This is a genomic window from Streptomyces viridochromogenes DSM 40736 (assembly GCF_000158955.1).
Lineage (GTDB): Bacteria > Actinomycetota > Actinomycetes > Streptomycetales > Streptomycetaceae > Streptomyces > Streptomyces venetus.
This window is the reverse complement of record NZ_GG657757.1, coordinates 5,400,578-5,416,330: the sequence shown is the minus strand read 5'-3', so window position 1 is coordinate 5,416,330 and position 15,753 is coordinate 5,400,578. Positions and strand designations below refer to the sequence as shown.

14 protein-coding genes and 1 pseudogene are annotated in these 15,753 nt (G+C 70.9%); 6 read left to right on the top strand and 9 right to left on the bottom strand.

What is annotated here, in order from left to right:
* Positions 1 to 103 precede the first annotated feature (103 nt).
* Positions 104 to 469, bottom strand: a pseudogene (locus tag SSQG_RS43530) (FAD-dependent oxidoreductase); the annotation flags it as partial.
* Positions 470 to 792: 323 nt separating this feature from the next.
* Between SSQG_RS43530 and SSQG_RS23970 the strand changes: the two are divergent.
* The gene (locus SSQG_RS23970) at positions 793 to 2,001 is read left to right on the top strand and encodes a nucleotide sugar dehydrogenase (protein ID WP_003992421.1); all 1,209 of its coding nucleotides are present in this window, start codon (positions 793 to 795) and stop codon (positions 1,999 to 2,001) included.
* Positions 2,002 to 2,286: 285 nt separating this feature from the next.
* Here the strand turns inward: SSQG_RS23970 and SSQG_RS23965 are convergent, their stop codons facing one another.
* The 4 genes from SSQG_RS23965 to SSQG_RS23950 all read right to left on the bottom strand — a co-directional run bounded on the left by SSQG_RS23965 (position 2,287) and on the right by SSQG_RS23950 (position 6,916).
* On the bottom strand, positions 2,287 to 3,411 hold the full coding sequence (locus SSQG_RS23965) for a GuaB3 family IMP dehydrogenase-related protein (protein WP_003992420.1): 1,125 nt from the start codon (positions 3,409 to 3,411) through the stop codon (positions 2,287 to 2,289).
* 105 nt (positions 3,412 to 3,516) lie between these two features.
* Entirely contained in the window at positions 3,517 to 5,019 is a 1,503-nt protein-coding gene (gene guaB, locus SSQG_RS23960; protein WP_003992419.1) for an IMP dehydrogenase, read from the bottom strand.
* Between the two features lie 162 nt (positions 5,020 to 5,181).
* Positions 5,182 to 5,769 carry a sigma-70 family RNA polymerase sigma factor gene (locus SSQG_RS23955; RefSeq protein ID WP_003992418.1) on the bottom strand — a complete coding sequence of 196 codons (588 nt, stop codon included), beginning with the start codon at positions 5,767 to 5,769 and terminating at the stop codon, positions 5,182 to 5,184.
* 535 nt (positions 5,770 to 6,304) lie between these two features.
* Positions 6,305 to 6,916 (bottom strand): response regulator transcription factor, encoded by a 612-nt coding sequence (locus SSQG_RS23950; protein ID WP_003948568.1) that lies wholly within the window; start codon positions 6,914 to 6,916, stop codon positions 6,305 to 6,307.
* 380 nt (positions 6,917 to 7,296) lie between these two features.
* Here SSQG_RS23950 and SSQG_RS23945 point away from each other — a divergent pair, with 380 nt between their 5' ends.
* On the top strand, positions 7,297 to 7,626 hold the full coding sequence (locus tag SSQG_RS23945; RefSeq protein WP_003992417.1) for a WhiB family transcriptional regulator: 330 nt from the start codon (positions 7,297 to 7,299) through the stop codon (positions 7,624 to 7,626).
* A gap of 75 nt (positions 7,627 to 7,701) precedes the next feature.
* Here the strand turns inward: SSQG_RS23945 and SSQG_RS23940 are convergent, their stop codons facing one another.
* A complete protein-coding gene (locus tag SSQG_RS23940; protein WP_003992416.1) occupies positions 7,702 to 8,598 on the bottom strand; it encodes a LysR family transcriptional regulator in 897 nt (298 codons plus the stop codon).
* An 80-nt stretch (positions 8,599 to 8,678) separates the two neighbouring features.
* Between SSQG_RS23940 and SSQG_RS23935 the strand changes: the two genes are divergently transcribed.
* The 3 genes from SSQG_RS23935 to SSQG_RS23925 all read left to right on the top strand — a co-directional run bounded on the left by SSQG_RS23935 (position 8,679) and on the right by SSQG_RS23925 (position 11,033).
* Positions 8,679 to 9,347, top strand: coding sequence for an MOSC domain-containing protein (locus tag SSQG_RS23935; RefSeq protein WP_003992415.1), 669 nt, complete (start codon positions 8,679 to 8,681; stop codon positions 9,345 to 9,347).
* Between the two features lie 94 nt (positions 9,348 to 9,441).
* Positions 9,442 to 10,215, top strand: coding sequence for an SDR family NAD(P)-dependent oxidoreductase (locus tag SSQG_RS23930; protein ID WP_003992414.1), 774 nt, complete (start codon positions 9,442 to 9,444; stop codon positions 10,213 to 10,215).
* Positions 10,216 to 10,325: 110 nt separating this feature from the next.
* Positions 10,326 to 11,033, top strand: coding sequence for an ester cyclase (locus SSQG_RS23925; protein ID WP_003992413.1), 708 nt, complete (start codon positions 10,326 to 10,328; stop codon positions 11,031 to 11,033).
* Between the two features lie 229 nt (positions 11,034 to 11,262).
* Here the strand turns inward: SSQG_RS23925 and groL are convergent, their stop codons facing one another.
* The 3 genes from groL to SSQG_RS23910 all read right to left on the bottom strand — a co-directional run bounded on the left by groL (position 11,263) and on the right by SSQG_RS23910 (position 14,417).
* Positions 11,263 to 12,888: a chaperonin GroEL gene (groL, locus tag SSQG_RS23920; RefSeq protein WP_003992412.1), complete on the bottom strand. Its 1,626-nt coding sequence runs from the start codon at positions 12,886 to 12,888 to the stop codon at positions 11,263 to 11,265.
* A 115-nt stretch (positions 12,889 to 13,003) separates the two neighbouring features.
* On the bottom strand, positions 13,004 to 13,312 hold the full coding sequence (gene groES, locus SSQG_RS23915) for a co-chaperone GroES (RefSeq protein WP_003974211.1): 309 nt from the start codon (positions 13,310 to 13,312) through the stop codon (positions 13,004 to 13,006).
* 226 nt (positions 13,313 to 13,538) lie between these two features.
* Positions 13,539 to 14,417 carry a polysaccharide deacetylase family protein gene (locus SSQG_RS23910; RefSeq protein ID WP_003992411.1) on the bottom strand — a complete coding sequence of 293 codons (879 nt, stop codon included), beginning with the start codon at positions 14,415 to 14,417 and terminating at the stop codon, positions 13,539 to 13,541.
* A gap of 163 nt (positions 14,418 to 14,580) precedes the next feature.
* Here SSQG_RS23910 and SSQG_RS23905 point away from each other — a divergent pair, with 163 nt between their 5' ends.
* A complete protein-coding gene (locus tag SSQG_RS23905) occupies positions 14,581 to 15,750 on the top strand; it encodes a THUMP-like domain-containing protein (protein ID WP_039933509.1) in 1,170 nt (389 codons plus the stop codon).
* Positions 15,751 to 15,753: the final 3 nt, after the last annotated feature.

Below are 15,753 nucleotides of genomic sequence, written 5' to 3'. Positions count from 1 at the left end.
GTCGTAGTACTGCAGTGCCCCGACGAGCGCGTCCTTCTTTCAAGCAGGGCGCCACGCGCAGGGCGTGAGAGCGGGTCAGGTGGCGGTGCATCGGCAGGCCCCGGCCATGGCCGCGGGCCATGGACATGGCGTCGTACAAGCGCGACGCCCCGAGCCGGCGTACAGGCGCTCCCAGCCCTTTGTGCTGCAACGGGTACAGGAAGGGCACGGGTTTCACCAGATGCGGGGCGAGCCGCTCCAGCAGCAGGCCGCGTTCCTTCAGGGCCTCTCGTACGAGCGCGAAGTCGAGCATCTCCAGGTAGCGCAGGCCGCCGTGGATCAGCTTGCTGGACCGGCTGGAGGTGCCCGAGGCCCAGTCACGCGCCTCGACCAGCCCCGTGGACAGGCCCCGGGTCGCGGCGTCGAGGGCGGTGCCGGCACCGACCACGCCTGCGCCCACCACCAGCACGTCCAGCTCGCGCTCGGCCATAGATGCGAGTGACTCGGCGCGCTGCGCCGGCCCGAGTGTCGCTGTCCTCACCGCTGCCTCCCGCTCATCGGTCGCGCCGGCCGCACCCGTCGGGTGAGACCCCGTCCGTACCCCCCATGCCCAAATTCTGACCGGGTTGCCCGACTTCAGCCACCACGGGCCGTCAGCCTGTGGACAACGCTCACGGAACACTCACCGAAACTCGGCGGGGCAATGCCGCATAACGGTCATATTTACTCCTAGTCTGACATTGCACTCGCCCGTCTTGTCCACAGGGCTTGCGCACCTGTCCCACTTCGGCTATCGGGAAGGACGGCCACGCCATGCCCGCAGATCTCGCCGTCATCGGACTCGGACCGTACGGCCTGCCCCTGGCCCAGGCCGCCGTCGCCGCCGGCATCCCCACCATCGGCTACCGGACCGGCCCGGAGGCCGGCTCCCTCAGCCCCGCCGAACAGCGCCGGATGCTCTCCGCGGGCTTCAGGCCCACCACGAACGCCGCCGAGCTCGGCCGGGTGCGCACCGCGGTCATCTGCGCGCCGACCCCGCGAGCCGCGGGCGGCGGGCTCGACCTCGCGCAGGTGGAGGCCGCCGCCCGTACTCTGTCCGCTCACCTGCGCCCCCACACGACGGTGATCCTGGAGTCACCTGTGTACCCGGGGACGACTGAGGAATTCCTGCGCACCCTCCTCGAAGAGGGATCGGGTCTGCTGGCCGGCCGCGACTTCCACCTGGCCTACTCCCCCAGCCGCGTCGACCCCGGCAACCGTGACTTCACCCCCGCCAACACCCCCAAGGTCATCGGCGGCCTCACGCCGGCCTGCACCGAGTCGGCCGCCGCCTTCTACGGACGGCTGACCGACAAGGTGGTACGCGCGCGTGGACCCCGGGAAGCGGAGACCGTGCAGGTGCTGGAGGCCAACTACCGGCACGTGAACATCGCCCTCGTGAACGAGATGGCCGTCCTCTGTCACGACCTGGGCGTCGACCTGTGGGACGTCGTCCGGTGCGCGGAGACCAAGCCCTTCGGGTTCGAGGCCTTCCGTCCCGGCCCCGGCGTCGGCGGCCACACCGTCCCGCAGGACCTGACCGCGCACGGCGGCCGCACCCTGCGCATGGTGGAACTCGCCCAGCAGGTCAACAGCCGTATGCCCGGCTACGTCGTCCAGCGCGCCGCCGCGCTCCTCAACGAGCACGGCAAGTCGGCCCGCGGTGCGCGCGTGCTGCTGCTGGGCGTCACCTACAAGCCCGACCTCGCCGACCTGTACGACACCCCCGCCCAGGAGGTCGCGCTGCGTCTGATGGAACTGGGCGCCTCGGTCAGCTACCACGACCCGTACGTCCCCGAGTGGAGCGTCCTCGACCGCCCCGTCCCCCGCGCGGACTCCCTCTACGAGGCGGCCGCCGACGCGGACCTGACCATCCTCCTCCAGCAGCACCGCACCTACGACCTCCACGGCCTGTCGGTGAAGGCGCAGCTGCTGCTGGACACGCGGGGGGCGACGCCTGCGGGGGCGGCGCATCGGTTGTGAGGGGGGCGCGCGTCGGGTGAGTGAACCTCTGAGGGAGGGGGCATGCGGCGCACGGCGCGGGTACCTTACGGAACCAGGTGGAGCCCACCGCAGTGGCCACCGCAGCGGGCTCCGGGCGATTCACGGAGTGTCCACCCCCAGGTTTCGTAGGGGTGGCCGCTCATCGCCCGTAGATCCACAAGACACACCTCCTCCGGAGCCCCGCCCAACGCACCCCCGGGCACGCAAAAGGGCCGGTCACCCCACCCGCAGGGGAGCGACCGGCCCTTTCCCAGACCTTGAGGCCTACCGCCGGTGCTGCGAGTCCGCCACCGTGACCTCGACGCGCTGGAACTCCTTGAGCTCGCTGTAGCCGGTCGTGGCCATGGCGCGGCGCAGGGCGCCGAAGAGGTTCATCGAGCCGTCGGGCGTGTGGGACGGGCCCGTGAGGATCTCCTCGAGGGTGCCGACCGTGCCGAGGGCGACCTTCTTGCCGCGGGGCAGCTCCTCGTTCACGGCCTCCATGCCCCAGTGGTGGCCCTTGCCCGGGCCGTCGGTCGCGCGGGCGAGCGGGGAGCCCATCATGACCGCGTCGGCGCCGCAGGCGATCGCCTTCGGCAGGTCGCCGGACCAGCCGACACCGCCGTCCGCGATCACGTGCACGTACCGGCCGCCGGACTCGTCCATGTAGTCACGGCGGGCCGCGGCCACGTCGGCGACCGCCGTGGCCATGGGGACCTGGATGCCCAGCACGTTGCGCGTGGTGTGCGCCGCGCCGCCGCCGAAGCCGACCAGCACACCCGCCGCGCCCGTGCGCATCAGGTGCAGGGCCGCCGTGTACGTGGCGCAGCCGCCGACGATCACCGGGACGTCGAGCTCGTAGATGAACTGCTTCAGGTTCAGCGGCTCGTGCGAACCGGAGACGTGCTCCGCGGAGACCGTCGTACCGCGGATGACGAAGATGTCCACGCCCGCGTCGACGACGGCCTTGGAGAACTGGGCCGTGCGCTGCGGGGAGAGCGCGGCGGCGGTGACGACGCCGGAGTCGCGCACCTCCTTGATGCGCTGCCCGATCAGCTCCTCCTTGATGGGGGCCGCGTAGATCTCCTGGAGGCGGCGGGTCGCGGTGTCCTCGTCCAGTTCGGCGATCTCGTCGAGCAGCGGCTGCGGGTCCTCGTGGCGCGTCCACAGGCCCTCGAGGTTCAGCACGCCGAGGCCGCCGAGCTCGCCGATGCGGATCGCGGTGGCCGGGGAGACGACCGAGTCCATGGGGGCGGCCAGGAAGGGCAGCTCGAATCGGTAGGCGTCGATCTGCCAGGCGATCGAGACCTCCTTCGGGTCCCGGGTACGGCGGCTGGGGACGACCGCGATGTCGTCGAAGGCGTACGCCCGGCGGCCGCGCTTGCCGCGCCCGATCTCGATCTCAGTCACGTCTGTGGCCTTTCCCTGATGCGTTGCAGCGTCTTCCAGTATCGCCGACGGGCATGGCGAGGGCGGCCCCGGATCCTTCCGGGGCCGCCCCATCAGGCCTGATGCCTACTGACGGCTGTAGTTCGGCGCCTCGACCGTCATCTGGATGTCGTGCGGGTGGCTCTCCTTGAGGCCCGCCGAGGTGATGCGGACGAAGCGGCCCTTGGACTCCATCTCCTCGATGGTGGCCGCGCCCACGTAGCCCATGGTCTGGCGCAGCCCGCCGACGAGCTGGTGCAGCACGTTGGCCAGCGGGCCGCGGTAGGGCACCTGGCCCTCGACGCCCTCGGGCACGAGCTTGTCGTCGGAGGCCACCTCGGCCTGGAAGTAGCGGTCCTTGGAGTACGACTTCGCCTGGCCGCGGGACTGCATCGCGCCGAGCGAGCCCATGCCGCGGTAGGACTTGAACTGCTTGCCGTTGATGAAGAGCAGCTCGCCGGGCGACTCCTCGCAGCCCGCGAGCAGGCTGCCCAGCATGACCGTGTCGGCACCGGCGGCGAGCGCCTTGCCGATGTCACCGGAGTACTGCAGACCGCCGTCGCCGATCAGCGGGATGCCCGCGGGACGGGCGGCGAGGGAGGCCTCGTAGATGGCGGTGACCTGCGGGACGCCGATGCCGGCGACCACGCGCGTGGTGCAGATCGAGCCGGGGCCCACGCCCACCTTGATGCCGTCGACACCGGCGTCGATCAGGGCCTGCGCACCGTCGCGGGTGGCGACGTTGCCGCCGATCACGTCGACGGACACGGCGGACTTGATCTTCGACATCCAGCTGAGGGCGTTGCTGTTGTGGCCGTGCGAGGTGTCGACGACCAGGAAGTCCACACCCGCCTCGGCGAGCGCCTGGGCGCGCTCCAGCGCCTCGGGGCTGGCGCCCACCGCGGCGCCGACCAGCAGCCGGCCCTCGGCGTCCTTGGCGGCGTTCGGGTACTTCTCGGCCTTGACGAAGTCCTTGACCGTGATCAGGCCCTTGAGGATGCCCGCCTCGTCGACGAGCGGCAGCTTCTCGATCTTGTGGCGGCGCAGCAGTTCCATGGCGTCGACACCGGAGATGCCGACCTTGCCGGTGACCAGCGGCATCGGCGTCATGACGTCACGCACCTGGCGGCCGCGGTCGGTCTCGAAGGCCATGTCGCGGTTGGTGACGATGCCGAGCAGCTTGCCGGCCGGGTCGGTGACGGGGACGCCGCTGATGCGGAACTTGGCGCACAGGGCGTCCGCCTCGGCGAGGGTCGCCTCCGGGTGCACCGTGATGGGGTCGGTCACCATGCCGGACTCGGACCGCTTGACCAGGTCGACCTGGTTGACCTGGTCCTCGACCGACAGGTTGCGGTGCAGCACGCCGACGCCACCCAGGCGGGCCATCGCGATCGCGAGGCGGGACTCGGTCACCTTGTCCATCGCCGCCGACAGCAGCGGGATGTTGACCCGTACGTTGCGGGAGATCCGGGACGAGGTGTCGACCGCGCCCGGCAGCACCTCGGATGCGCCCGGCAGCAGCAGCACGTCGTCGTAGGTCAGCCCGAGTGTCGCGAATTTACCGGGCACTCCGTCGACGTTTGCAGTCATGACACCTTCCCCAAATGGCCTTGATCGGTGCGGATGTCCATGCTAACGGGAAGCGAGGCTGTCTCATTCCACGGTTCCGGTCGGCCCCCGGCTTCGTATATTCGTACGGAAGCGGCGCGCCGCCTGTTCAACCAAAGGCCACGGCAGGCCTGCTGCTCGGCCCTACTGCTCGGCCAGCGCCCGCAGCCTGCTCAGCGCCCTGTGCTGCGCCACCCGGACGGCACCGGGTGACATTCCCAACATCTGGCCCGTCTCCTCAGCCGTGAGGCCCACCGCGATCCGCAGCAGCAGCAGCTCCCGCTGGTTCTCGGGGAGGTTGGCCATGAGCTTCTTGGCCCACTCCGCGTCGCTGCTCAGCAGGGCGCGTTCCTCCGGCCCCAGGGAGTCGTCGGGCCGCTCCGGCATCTCGTCGGAGGGCACGGCCGTCAAACCGGGGTGGCGCATCGCCGCGCGCTGGAGGTCGGCGACCTTGTGGGCGGCGATGGCGAAGACGAACGCCTCGAAGGGGCGGCCGGTGTCCCGGTAGCGGGGCAGTGCGAGGAGCACCGCGACGCAGACCTCCTGGGCCAGGTCCTCCACGAAGTGGCGGGCGTCGCCCGGGAGGCGGGACAGACGGGTGCGGCAGTAGCGCAGCGCCAAGGGGTGGACACGGGCGAGCAGGTCGTGCGTGGCCTGCTCGTCTCCGTCGACGGCGCGGTGGACGAGCGCACCGATCGCCCCTTGGGCATGGACCGCCTCGTCGTCGCGCATCGGTCCATGGTGCCTTGCGGCCGTCGGGCCCGTGACACCACGCCCGTTGTTGTGCACCGAAGCGTTATGAGCAAGTGCGCCGGAACTCATCTCCTGCGCCCTCCCCTTCCGCTCGACCGACTCGTCCCCGAGGAACTCCACACCCTCAAGGATGCGGCATCAGCCGCGAAACGAGCAGCGGGCACCGGGCGGACCCCCGGCCCACCCCCGCCCACCTGGCTTTCCGTGCCTTTGCCGCGATCCCCGCGACACCGGCGATCTCCGCGACACCGGCGGTCGCCGCTGGAGCCTGCTGTTCGGATCGTCCCGGGAACGCGCGCCCTCGGGTGCGCCGTCCCGGGCTCCCGGCATGGCCCGGACAGGGCGGCATCCCCACCCGCGTCGTCGTCGGCAGCCGGCCCGCGCGCACGTGTGTGCGACTCGCGCGGGGGCATTCGCGTGCCCCCACTCCCCGTTCCGCACCGGCCGCCGCATGGCGGAGCCGGCGCTGACGAGGTGCCGTCGTTCTCCCGCGACCCGATCCGAACGACAGGCCCTAGCGCACCAGACCCCACCGGAAGCCGAGCGCGACGGCGTGGGCACGGTCCGAGGCGCCGAGCTTCTTGAACAGGCGCCGGGCGTGCGTCTTGACGGTGTCCTCGGAGAGGAACAGCTCACGGCCGATCTCCGCGTTGGAGCGGCCGTGGCTCATCCCTTCGAGGACCTGGATCTCACGCGCCGTGAGCGTCGGCGCCGCGCCCATCTCGGCCGAGCGCAGCCGGCGCGGGGCGAGCCGCCAGGTCGGGTCGGCGAGGGCCTGCGTCACCGTCGCGCGGAGCTCCGCGCGGGAGGCGTCCTTGTGCAGATAGCCGCGGGCGCCGGCGGCGACCGCGAGCGCGACACCGTCCAGGTCCTCGGCGACGGTGAGCATGATGATGCGCGCACCGGGGTCGGCGGACAGCAGCCGCCGGACCGTCTCGACGCCGCCCAGACCGGGCATGCGTACGTCCATCAGAATCAGGTCCGAGCGGTCGGCACCCCAGCGGCGGAGGACTTCCTCGCCGTTGGCCGCCGTCGTCACGCGCTCTACGCCGGGCACGGTCGCGACCGCGCGCCGGAGCGCCTCTCGGGCAAGCGGGGAGTCGTCGCAGACGAGGACGGAAGTCATGACCGCCCTCCGCAGCTGATGCGCGTCACCTTGAGCCTCCAGGCTGGTACGAAATCGTCACCTGTGCGGTCGACCGTCTCGGACTCCGGCCCGAGCACGTGTTCCTTCAACCGCCTCGCACTCTCAACGACGGTCACTCGAAAGAGTTACGGGGCCGTCCGCCATCTTCGGCACTCTACGTGAGGGGACGGACACGGTGGAGATATGCACAGCAGACCCTCGAACTTTCATCACAACCTATGCCCCATTCAGACCCATTTCTTCCGCTTTGCCAGTGTCTGGAGCTAGATTCGCAATGAGTCATATTTTCATCTCCTTAGATCGTAGTTGTACGGTCGTGGACACCGGATCCGCCCAGAACGGCTACAAGGGGTCACGTAATGGCAGATTTCTCCCGCCTTCCCGGACCGAACGCGGACCTGTGGGACTGGCAGCTGCTGGCTGCCTGTCGTGGGGTGGACAGCTCGCTCTTCTTCCATCCGGAGGGCGAACGCGGTGCGGCTCGGAGTGCTCGCGAGAACTCGGCCAAAGAGGTCTGCATGAGGTGCCCGGTACGCGCCGAGTGCGCTGCCCACGCGCTGGCGGTGCGTGAACCGTACGGCGTGTGGGGCGGGCTGACCGAGGACGAGCGCGAAGAGCTCATGGGGCGGGCGCGCAACCGGCTGGTGTCGGCGTCGACATCCAGCGGGCACGCCACGTCGAACAACTGAAGGAACGTTTCTGCGCAGGCAGGCAGGGAGGCGCGCACGCGTGCCGTCGGGTTCTCGGCGGCGGGGCCGCCGCCGTCAGCGGTTCGCTGCCCGTGCCAGCTGGTCGAGCGTCGCCGCCACCGCCGGGACCTGCGCGAGATCGGGCAGGGTCAGCGCCACGATCTCCCGTCGCACCGTCGGCTCCAGCGTCACGGTCCGTACACCCCGCGGCCGTACGGACTCGACGGCCAGCTGGGGGAGTACGGCCACGCCCAGACCTGCGCCCACGAGGCCGGCGACCGCCGGGTAGTCGTCGGTCGCGAAGTCGATGCGCGGGGTGAAGCCGGCCGCCGCGCACACCTCGACCAGCTGGCCGCGGCAGCGCGGGCAGCCGGCGATCCACGGCTCCCGCGCGAGCTCGCCGATGGCGACGGACCGCGCGCCCGCGAGCCGGTGCCGTTCCGGCACGAGGGCGACGAGCCGGTCCGCCAGCAGCGGCCGTACGACGAGGTCGTCCCACTCCTCGGCGCCCGCCGCCCCCTCGTAGCGGAAGGCGAGCGCCACGTCGCAGTCGCCCTCGCGCAGCATCCCGACCGAGGCGGGCGGCTCGGCTTCCTCCAGGAAGACGCGAGTGCCGGGGTGGGCGTCGCGCAGGGCGGCGAGGGCCGTCGGCACGAGGGTGGAGCTGCCGCTGGGGAAGGAGACGAGCCGGACTCGTCCCGCGCGCAGCCCGGCGATGGCGGCGACCTCCTCCTCCGCTGCCGTGAGCCCGGCGAGGATCCCGGCGGCGTGCCGCACCAGGGCCTCGCCGGCCTGGGTCAGGCGCATCTCGCGTCCCGTGCGGATCAGCAGGGGGGTGCCGACGGAGGTTTCCAGGGCCTTCATCTGCTGGCTGACGGCGGGCTGGGTGCAGCCCAGTTCACGCCCGGCCGCGGAGAAGGAGCCGGTGGCGGCGACGGCGCGCAGGACGCGGAGATGACGAGCTTCGATCACCCTTCGAGGATAAGCGACCCTTTGACCCTTCTCCGAATAATGCGTCGACGCTTTGGGGGTCGCTCCCTTACGGTGCGGCCATGAGGCTTCTGTCAGTGAATCTGGGCCGTGCCAAGGCCGTGCCGTACACGGACAACCCGGCGGGCGTGACCGGGATCGACAAGCAGCCGGTGGACGGGCCGGTGCGGGTGGCCGCGCCCGGGCCCAAGGGCGTCGGGGGAAGCGGGCTGGCCGGGGACGCGGTGTGCAAGCTGGAGCACCACGGCGGCGACGACCAGGCGGTGTACGCGATGGCGCGCGAGGACCTGGACGAGTGGGAGCGCGAGCTGGGCCGGTCGCTGGCGCACGGGGCGTTCGGTGAGAACCTCACGACCGAGGGCCTCGACGTGTCCGGCGCGCGGATCGGCGAGCGCTGGCGCGTCGGGCCGGCGGTGGTGCTGGAGGTCACCAGCGGCCGGATCCCGTGCCGCACGTTCCAGGGCCACCTGGACGAGAAGGGCTGGGTGAAGCGGTTCACGCGGCGGGGCGCGCCGGGGGCGTATCTGCGGGTGATCGAGCCCGGGGAGATCCGGGCGGGCGACCCCGTCGAGATCGCGCACCGGCCGGACCACGACGTGACGGTGGCTCTCCAGTTCCGGGCGGTGACCGTCGAGCGGACACTGCTGCCGCGCCTGCTGCCGGCGGGCGAGGCACTGCACCCGGAGGTGCTGCGGCAGGCACGGGAGTACGTGGCGAAGCACGGGGTCTGACAGCGGCTCACCGCGCCCGTCTCCACGGACCCTTCACCGGGGAAGCCCCTGATCGGAAGCGGACGTACTCGGTCCAGGTCACTAACCTTGCGCCATGACAACGGCTCTGATTACGGGATCGACGGCAGGCATCGGGGCCGCGTTCGCGCGGCGACTGGCGGCCGACGGGCACAACCTCGTCCTGGTGGCCCGCGACACCAAGCGGCTGCGGGAACAGGCGACCGAGTTGCACGACCGGCACGGCATCGAGGCGGAGGTACTGACGGCCGACCTGGCCGAGGACAAGGGCATCGAGGCGGTGGCCGACCGGCTCGGCGATCGCAGGAACCCCGTCGACCTCCTGGTCAACAACGCCGGTTTCGGCAACAAGGGCCGCTATCTCGACGTGTCCATGGCCGACGAGTTGCGGATGCTGAAGGTGCACTGCGAGGCGGTGCTGCGACTGACCTCGGCGGCGACCGAGGCGATGCGCGAGCGCGGCCGCGGCGGGGTCGTCAACGTCGCCTCGGTGGCCGCGTTCGTCCCCCGCGGCACCTACGGCGCGTCCAAGGCCTGGGTCGTGCAGTTCACCCAGGGCGCCGCACGCGACCTGGCCGGCAGCGGGGTACGGCTGATGGCGCTGTGCCCCGGCTTCGTGCGCACCGAGTTCCACGAGCGGGCCGGCATGGGTACGGACAACATCCCGGGCTGGATGTGGCTCGACGCGGACAAGCTGGTGACGGCGGCCCTGCACGACCTGGCCCGGGGCAAGACGCTGTCCATCCCGGACCCGCGGTACAAGGCGCTGATGGGGGCGACGAAGCTGGTGCCGCGGGGGATGCTCGGGGCCGTCTCGTCCCGGACGGGACGGAAGTACGGACCGCGGTAGGACTCTTCGGCCGGGCCGGGTGCCGGCACCGCCGCTCAGGAGGCGACGAGAGACCTCCGTGGGGACAATGGTGCTGTTCAGCCGGACCCAGGGAGGCCGGAGGCGAGGTCATGACCTTCGTACAGCTCATCGAATGCAGGACCAGTCGGCTCGACGAGATGAACCGGCTGATGGACAGGTGGGTCGAGCAGACCAAGGGCAAGCGGACCGCGATGCACAGTGTGGTGGCGAAGGACCGGGCCGACGCGTCGCACGTCGTCGAGATCGTGGAGTTCCCGTCGTACGAGGAGGCGATGCGCAACTCCGGGCTGCCGGAGACCGACCGGATCTTCCGGGAGATGGTGGCGCTCTGCGACGGCGAGCCGACCTTCACGGATCTCGACGTGGTGCGCGACGAGCAGCTGTACGCGGCCACCGCGCGCCGGTTCTTCGAGCTCGTGGCCGGGCAGGGCGAGGCGCCCCCGTTCAACGACGTGTTCATCGAGGACTACCACGACCACGATCCCGCCAACCCGCAGGACGTCATCGGGCTGGACGCGCTGCGGCGCGAGGTGGAGGTGTGGCGTGGCGGGTTCGACTTCTCGTTCACGATCGAGGACCAGGTCGCCCAGGAAGACCGGGTGTGCACCCGCTGGTCCTGGAAGGGGCACCACAAGGGCGACTTCCTCGGGATTCCGCCGACCGGCAAGGACGTCACCATGACCGGGACGACGGTCCACCGGTGCACCCCGGACGGGAAGATCGCCGAGGGCTGGTGGCAGTACGACCGGCTGGGGCTGATGCAGCAGCTCGGGGCACTGGACCCGCTGGAGTTGTGACCGCGCGGCGCTTGTGCACACCGGCCGTAGTTCCTAGGGGTGACCGCGGAGTCCGGTGGGGCACACGGAATCCCGGCCTTCGTCGGACACGGCGGCAGCGGCGGCGGATGCGCGCGCTCGTACTCCTCGTGCCAGACCGTGAGCGTGGTGATCAGTAGGCAACGGCGAGGGCCCGGCACCCCGTTTCCGGGGTGCCGGACCCTCACTCAGGCTCTGGCGACCTTGGTCGTCAGTGGGCGTGGCCGTGGCCGTGGCCCGCGGCGGCCGGCTCCTCCTCTTCCTTCTTCTCGACGACCAGGGTCTCGGTCGTGAGGAGGAGGGAGGCGATGGAGGCGGCGTTCTCCAGGGCGGAGCGGGTGACCTTCACCGGGTCGATGACGCCGGCCTTGACCAGGTCGCCGTACTCGCCGGTGGCGGCGTTGAAGCCCTGGCCCTTGTCGAGCTCGGCGACCTTGGAGGTGATGACGTAGCCCTCCAGGCCGGCGTTCTCGGCGATCCAGCGCAGCGGCTCGACGGCGGCGCGGCGGACGACCGCGACACCGGTGGCCTCGTCGCCGGTCTTGCCGAGGTTGCCCTCGAGGACCTTCACGGCGTGGACGAGCGCGGAGCCACCACCGGAGACGATGCCCTCCTCGACCGCGGCGCGGGTCGCGGAGATGGCGTCCTCCAGACGGTGCTTGCGCTCCTTGAGCTCGACCTCGGTGGCGGCACCCACACGGATGACGCACACGCCGCCGGCCAGCTTCGCGAGGCGCTCCTGGAGCTTCTCGCGGTCCCAGTCGGAGTCGGTGGACTCGATCTCGGCCTTGATCTGGGCGACGCGGCCCTGCACGTCGTCCTTGTTGCCGGCGCCGTCGACGACCGTGGTGTCGTCCTTGGTGACGGTGACGCGGCGGGCGGAGCCGAGGACGTCCAGACCGACCTGGTCGAGCTTGAGGCCGACCTCCTCGGAGACGACCGTGGCGCCGGTGAGGACGGCCAGGTCCTGCAGCATCGCCTTGCGGCGGTCGCCGAAGCCGGGGGCCTTCACCGCGACGGCGTTGAAGGTGCCGCGGATCTTGTTCACGACGAGGGTGGACAGCGCCTCGCCGTCGACGTCCTCGGCGATGATCAGCAGCGGCTTGGAGGCGTTGGCCTGGATGACCTTCTCCAGCAGCGGCAGCAGGTCCGCGATGGCGGAGATCTTGCCCTGCGTGATGAGGATGTACGGGTCGTCCAGGACGGCTTCCATGCGCTCCTGGTCCGTCACGAAGTACGGCGACAGGTAGCCCTTGTCGAAGGCCATGCCCTCGGTGAAGTCCAGCTCCAGACCGAAGGTGTTGGACTCCTCGACGGTGATGACACCGTCCTTGCCGACCTTGTCCATCGCCTCGGCGATGAGCTGGCCGACCTGCTGGTCCTGGGCGGACAGCGCGGCGACGGCGGCGATGTCGGACTTCTCGTCGATCGGGCGGGCCGACGCGAGCAGGTCCTCGGAGACGGCGGCGACGGCGGCGTCGATGCCCTTCTTCAGGGCGGCCGGGGAGGCACCGGCGGCGACGTTCTTCAGGCCCTCGCGCACGAGCGCCTGGGCGAGCACGGTCGCGGTGGTCGTACCGTCACCCGCGATGTCGTTGGTCTTGGTCGCCACCTCCTTGACCAGCTGGGCACCGAGGTTCTCGTACGGGTCCTCGACCTCGACCTCGCGGGCGATGGTCACACCGTCGTTGGTGATGGTGGGAGCGCCGAACTTCTTGTCGATGACGACGTTGCGGCCCTTGGGGCCGATCGTCACCTTGACCGTGTCGGCAAGCTTGTTGACGCCGCGCTCGAGGGCGCGACGGGCGTCCTCGTCGAACTTCAGGATCTTCGCCATGGGAGCGTGAGCCCTCTTCCGGAATCTGGGTTAACGGCACTGCGCCCCTGGACGCCCGGCTTCTTGTCGATCGCGGGGGCCAGGGGCGCAGCTCAAAGCAATGTGCTTGGGTGAATTACTTCTCGACGATCGCGAGCACGTCGCGGGCCGAGAGGACGAGGTACTCCTCGCCGTTGTACTTCACCTCGGTGCCGCCGTACTTGCTGTAGAGCACGACATCGCCGACGGAGACGTCGAGCGGAAGACGGTTGCCGTCCTCGAAGCGGCCCGGGCCCACGGCCAGGACGACGCCCTCCTGGGGCTTCTCCTTGGCGGTGTCCGGGATGACCAGGCCAGAGGCGGTGGTCTGCTCGGCGTCGAGCGGCTGGACCACGATGCGGTCCTCGAGCGGCTTGATGGCAACCTTGGAGCTGGTGGTCGTCACGATCCGACCTCCCCCTTCGGAGATCTCACGGGGTTAACTGTCTGAGGTGGCGACCAGGTGGATCCGTCGTCGCGGGTGCCGGACCTGCCCGTCGCTGTGTTGGCACTCTCCAGGGGGGAGTGCCAGAGCCGAGACTATGACCGTGATTAGCACTCGGTCAAGCGGACTGCTAATTGTCGGCGGCGCGTCGGCCAGGCGGTCCTCCCGACGGCGGCCCTCCGGGGCCTCACAGGTAGTCCTCCAGCCGCCCCACCGCGTACCCGTCGGCCGTGACCCTGTTCAGGAAGCGGCGGATCATGTCCGGCATGGTGCCCTTCCACTGCTGGCGTCCCCGGAAGTGGGTGAGCACGATGTCGCCCGGGCGCAGTTTTCCGTCTCCCTCGCGGTACTCCCAGTGGTCGACGAAGACCTCCTCGGCCCACAGGGGCACGTACCGGATGCCGCAGGACTTGGCGGCGCGCAGGGTCGCCCTGTCGTAGTTGCCGTAGGGCGGGCGGAAGAGGGTGGGGCGGGTGCCGTAGCGCAGCTCGAGGTACCGCTGCATGCCGCAGATCTCGCGCCTCTGCCCGCGGTAGGTCAGGCCCGGCAGGTAGCGGTGCCGGACGGTGTGGTTGTTCAGGGCCACCCCTCGGTTCTGCATCTTCTTGAAGTAGCGGTAGTCGTCCTTGACCAGCAGGCCGCTGAGGAAGGCGCTGTACGGGATCTTCAGGTCGTCCATCATCCGCAGGAACTCCGGGTCCTTCTCGACGCCGTCGTCGACGGTGAGGAAGACGACCTTGTCCCGGGTGGGGATCGTGGTGAAGACGGGCGGGAGGTTCAGCCTCCGGTGGCCTGTCACCTCGAAGCCCTTGCGGGTCTTGATCCTCGGCTTCTTCGTGGGGGCCGGCGGGGCGCTCAGCGGGACCTTCTTGAGGCCCCAGCGGCGCGCGGCGGCGACCCGGACGGCGTGCGCGGCGCGCAGCCTGGTGGCGTAGGAGTCGAGCGCCCGGGCGGCGGGCGCGTCGATGGGCTGCTGGCCGCCGGCCGGAGTGATCCGCTCGTCCGCGTCCTGCGTGCAGCCCGCGGCGATGGCGGCGAGGGCGAGCACGGTGAGACCGATCCGCACACCGCCAGATGCCCGCCTTTTGTCATTTTGTACGACCGCTCGCATGGTGTCGGATCCTCGCAGCCGACCGGCTCGGAGCGCCCCCGACACCGCGACCGGCGGCACACGATCCACCGACTGGCCCACACACCTTCCTCCCGGCGCCGTGGCCGACAATGAACCGGTGAACGACCTCGCCCTCCTCCTCACCCCCGAAGGCCGTGCCCTCCTCGAGGAGGTGCGGGACACCGACCCGGCTCAGGAACTGGCCGTCGCGACCCGGTTGCGGCGGGAGCACCCCGCCGAGCTGGTGTCGGCGGCGCTCGGCCAGGCGCGGCTGCGGCAGCGGGCGGCGGTGAAGTTCGGGGCCGAGGACGCGGGGCGGATGTTCTTCACGCCGAACGGGGTGGAGCAGTCGACCCGGGCGAGCGTGGCGGCCTACCGGGCGCGGCGGTTCGCGGACCTGGGCGTGGCCTCGGTCGCCGACCTGTGCTGCGGCATCGGGGGCGACGCGATCGCGCTGGCCCGGGCGGGGATCCGGGTGCTGGCCGTGGACCGGGACCCGCTGACGGCCGCGGCGGCGCGGGCGAACGCCGACGCGCTGGGGCTGGCCGGCCTGATCGAGGTGCGGGAGGCCGATGTCGCGGAGGTCGACACGGCCGGGTACGACGCCGTGTTCGTCGACCCCGCCAGGCGCGGCGGACGCGGCCGGATCTTCGACCCGGAGGCGTACTCGCCGCCCCTGTCCTGGGCGGTGTCCGCCGCCCGCCGCGCTCCCCGTGCCGCCGCTCTGAAGATCGCCCCCGGCGTCCCGCACGAGGCGGTCCCCGAGGACGCCGGGGCCGAGTGGATCTCCGACGGCGGGGACGTGAAGGAGGCCGTGCTGTGGTTCGGCACCGAGCCGGGGGCGGTCCGTGCCACCCTGCTGCCGGGCCCGCGCACCCTGCTCTCCCGGGGCCTGCCCGACCCGGACGTCCGCCCGCCCGGCCGGTACCTCTACGAGCCCGACGGCGCCGTCATCCGCGCCCACCTGGTCGCCGAGGTCGCCGACGAGGTCGACGGCGGCCTCCTGGACGCGACCATCGCCTACGTCACCTCCGACGCCCTGCGCCCGACCCCGTACGCCACGGCCTACGAGATCACCGACCACCTCCCCTTCAACGTCAAGAAGCTGAAGGCCCTGCTGCGGGAGCGTCAGGTCGGCAACCTCACCGTGAAGAAGCGGGGTTCGGCGGTCGAGCCGGAGGAACTCCGCAGGAAGGTCAAGCCGCAGGGCCCGCACGCGGCCACGGTGTTCCTGACCCGGGTCGCGGGAGCACCGGCCATGCTCATCGGCCACCCCGTTCAGGTGTAGCCG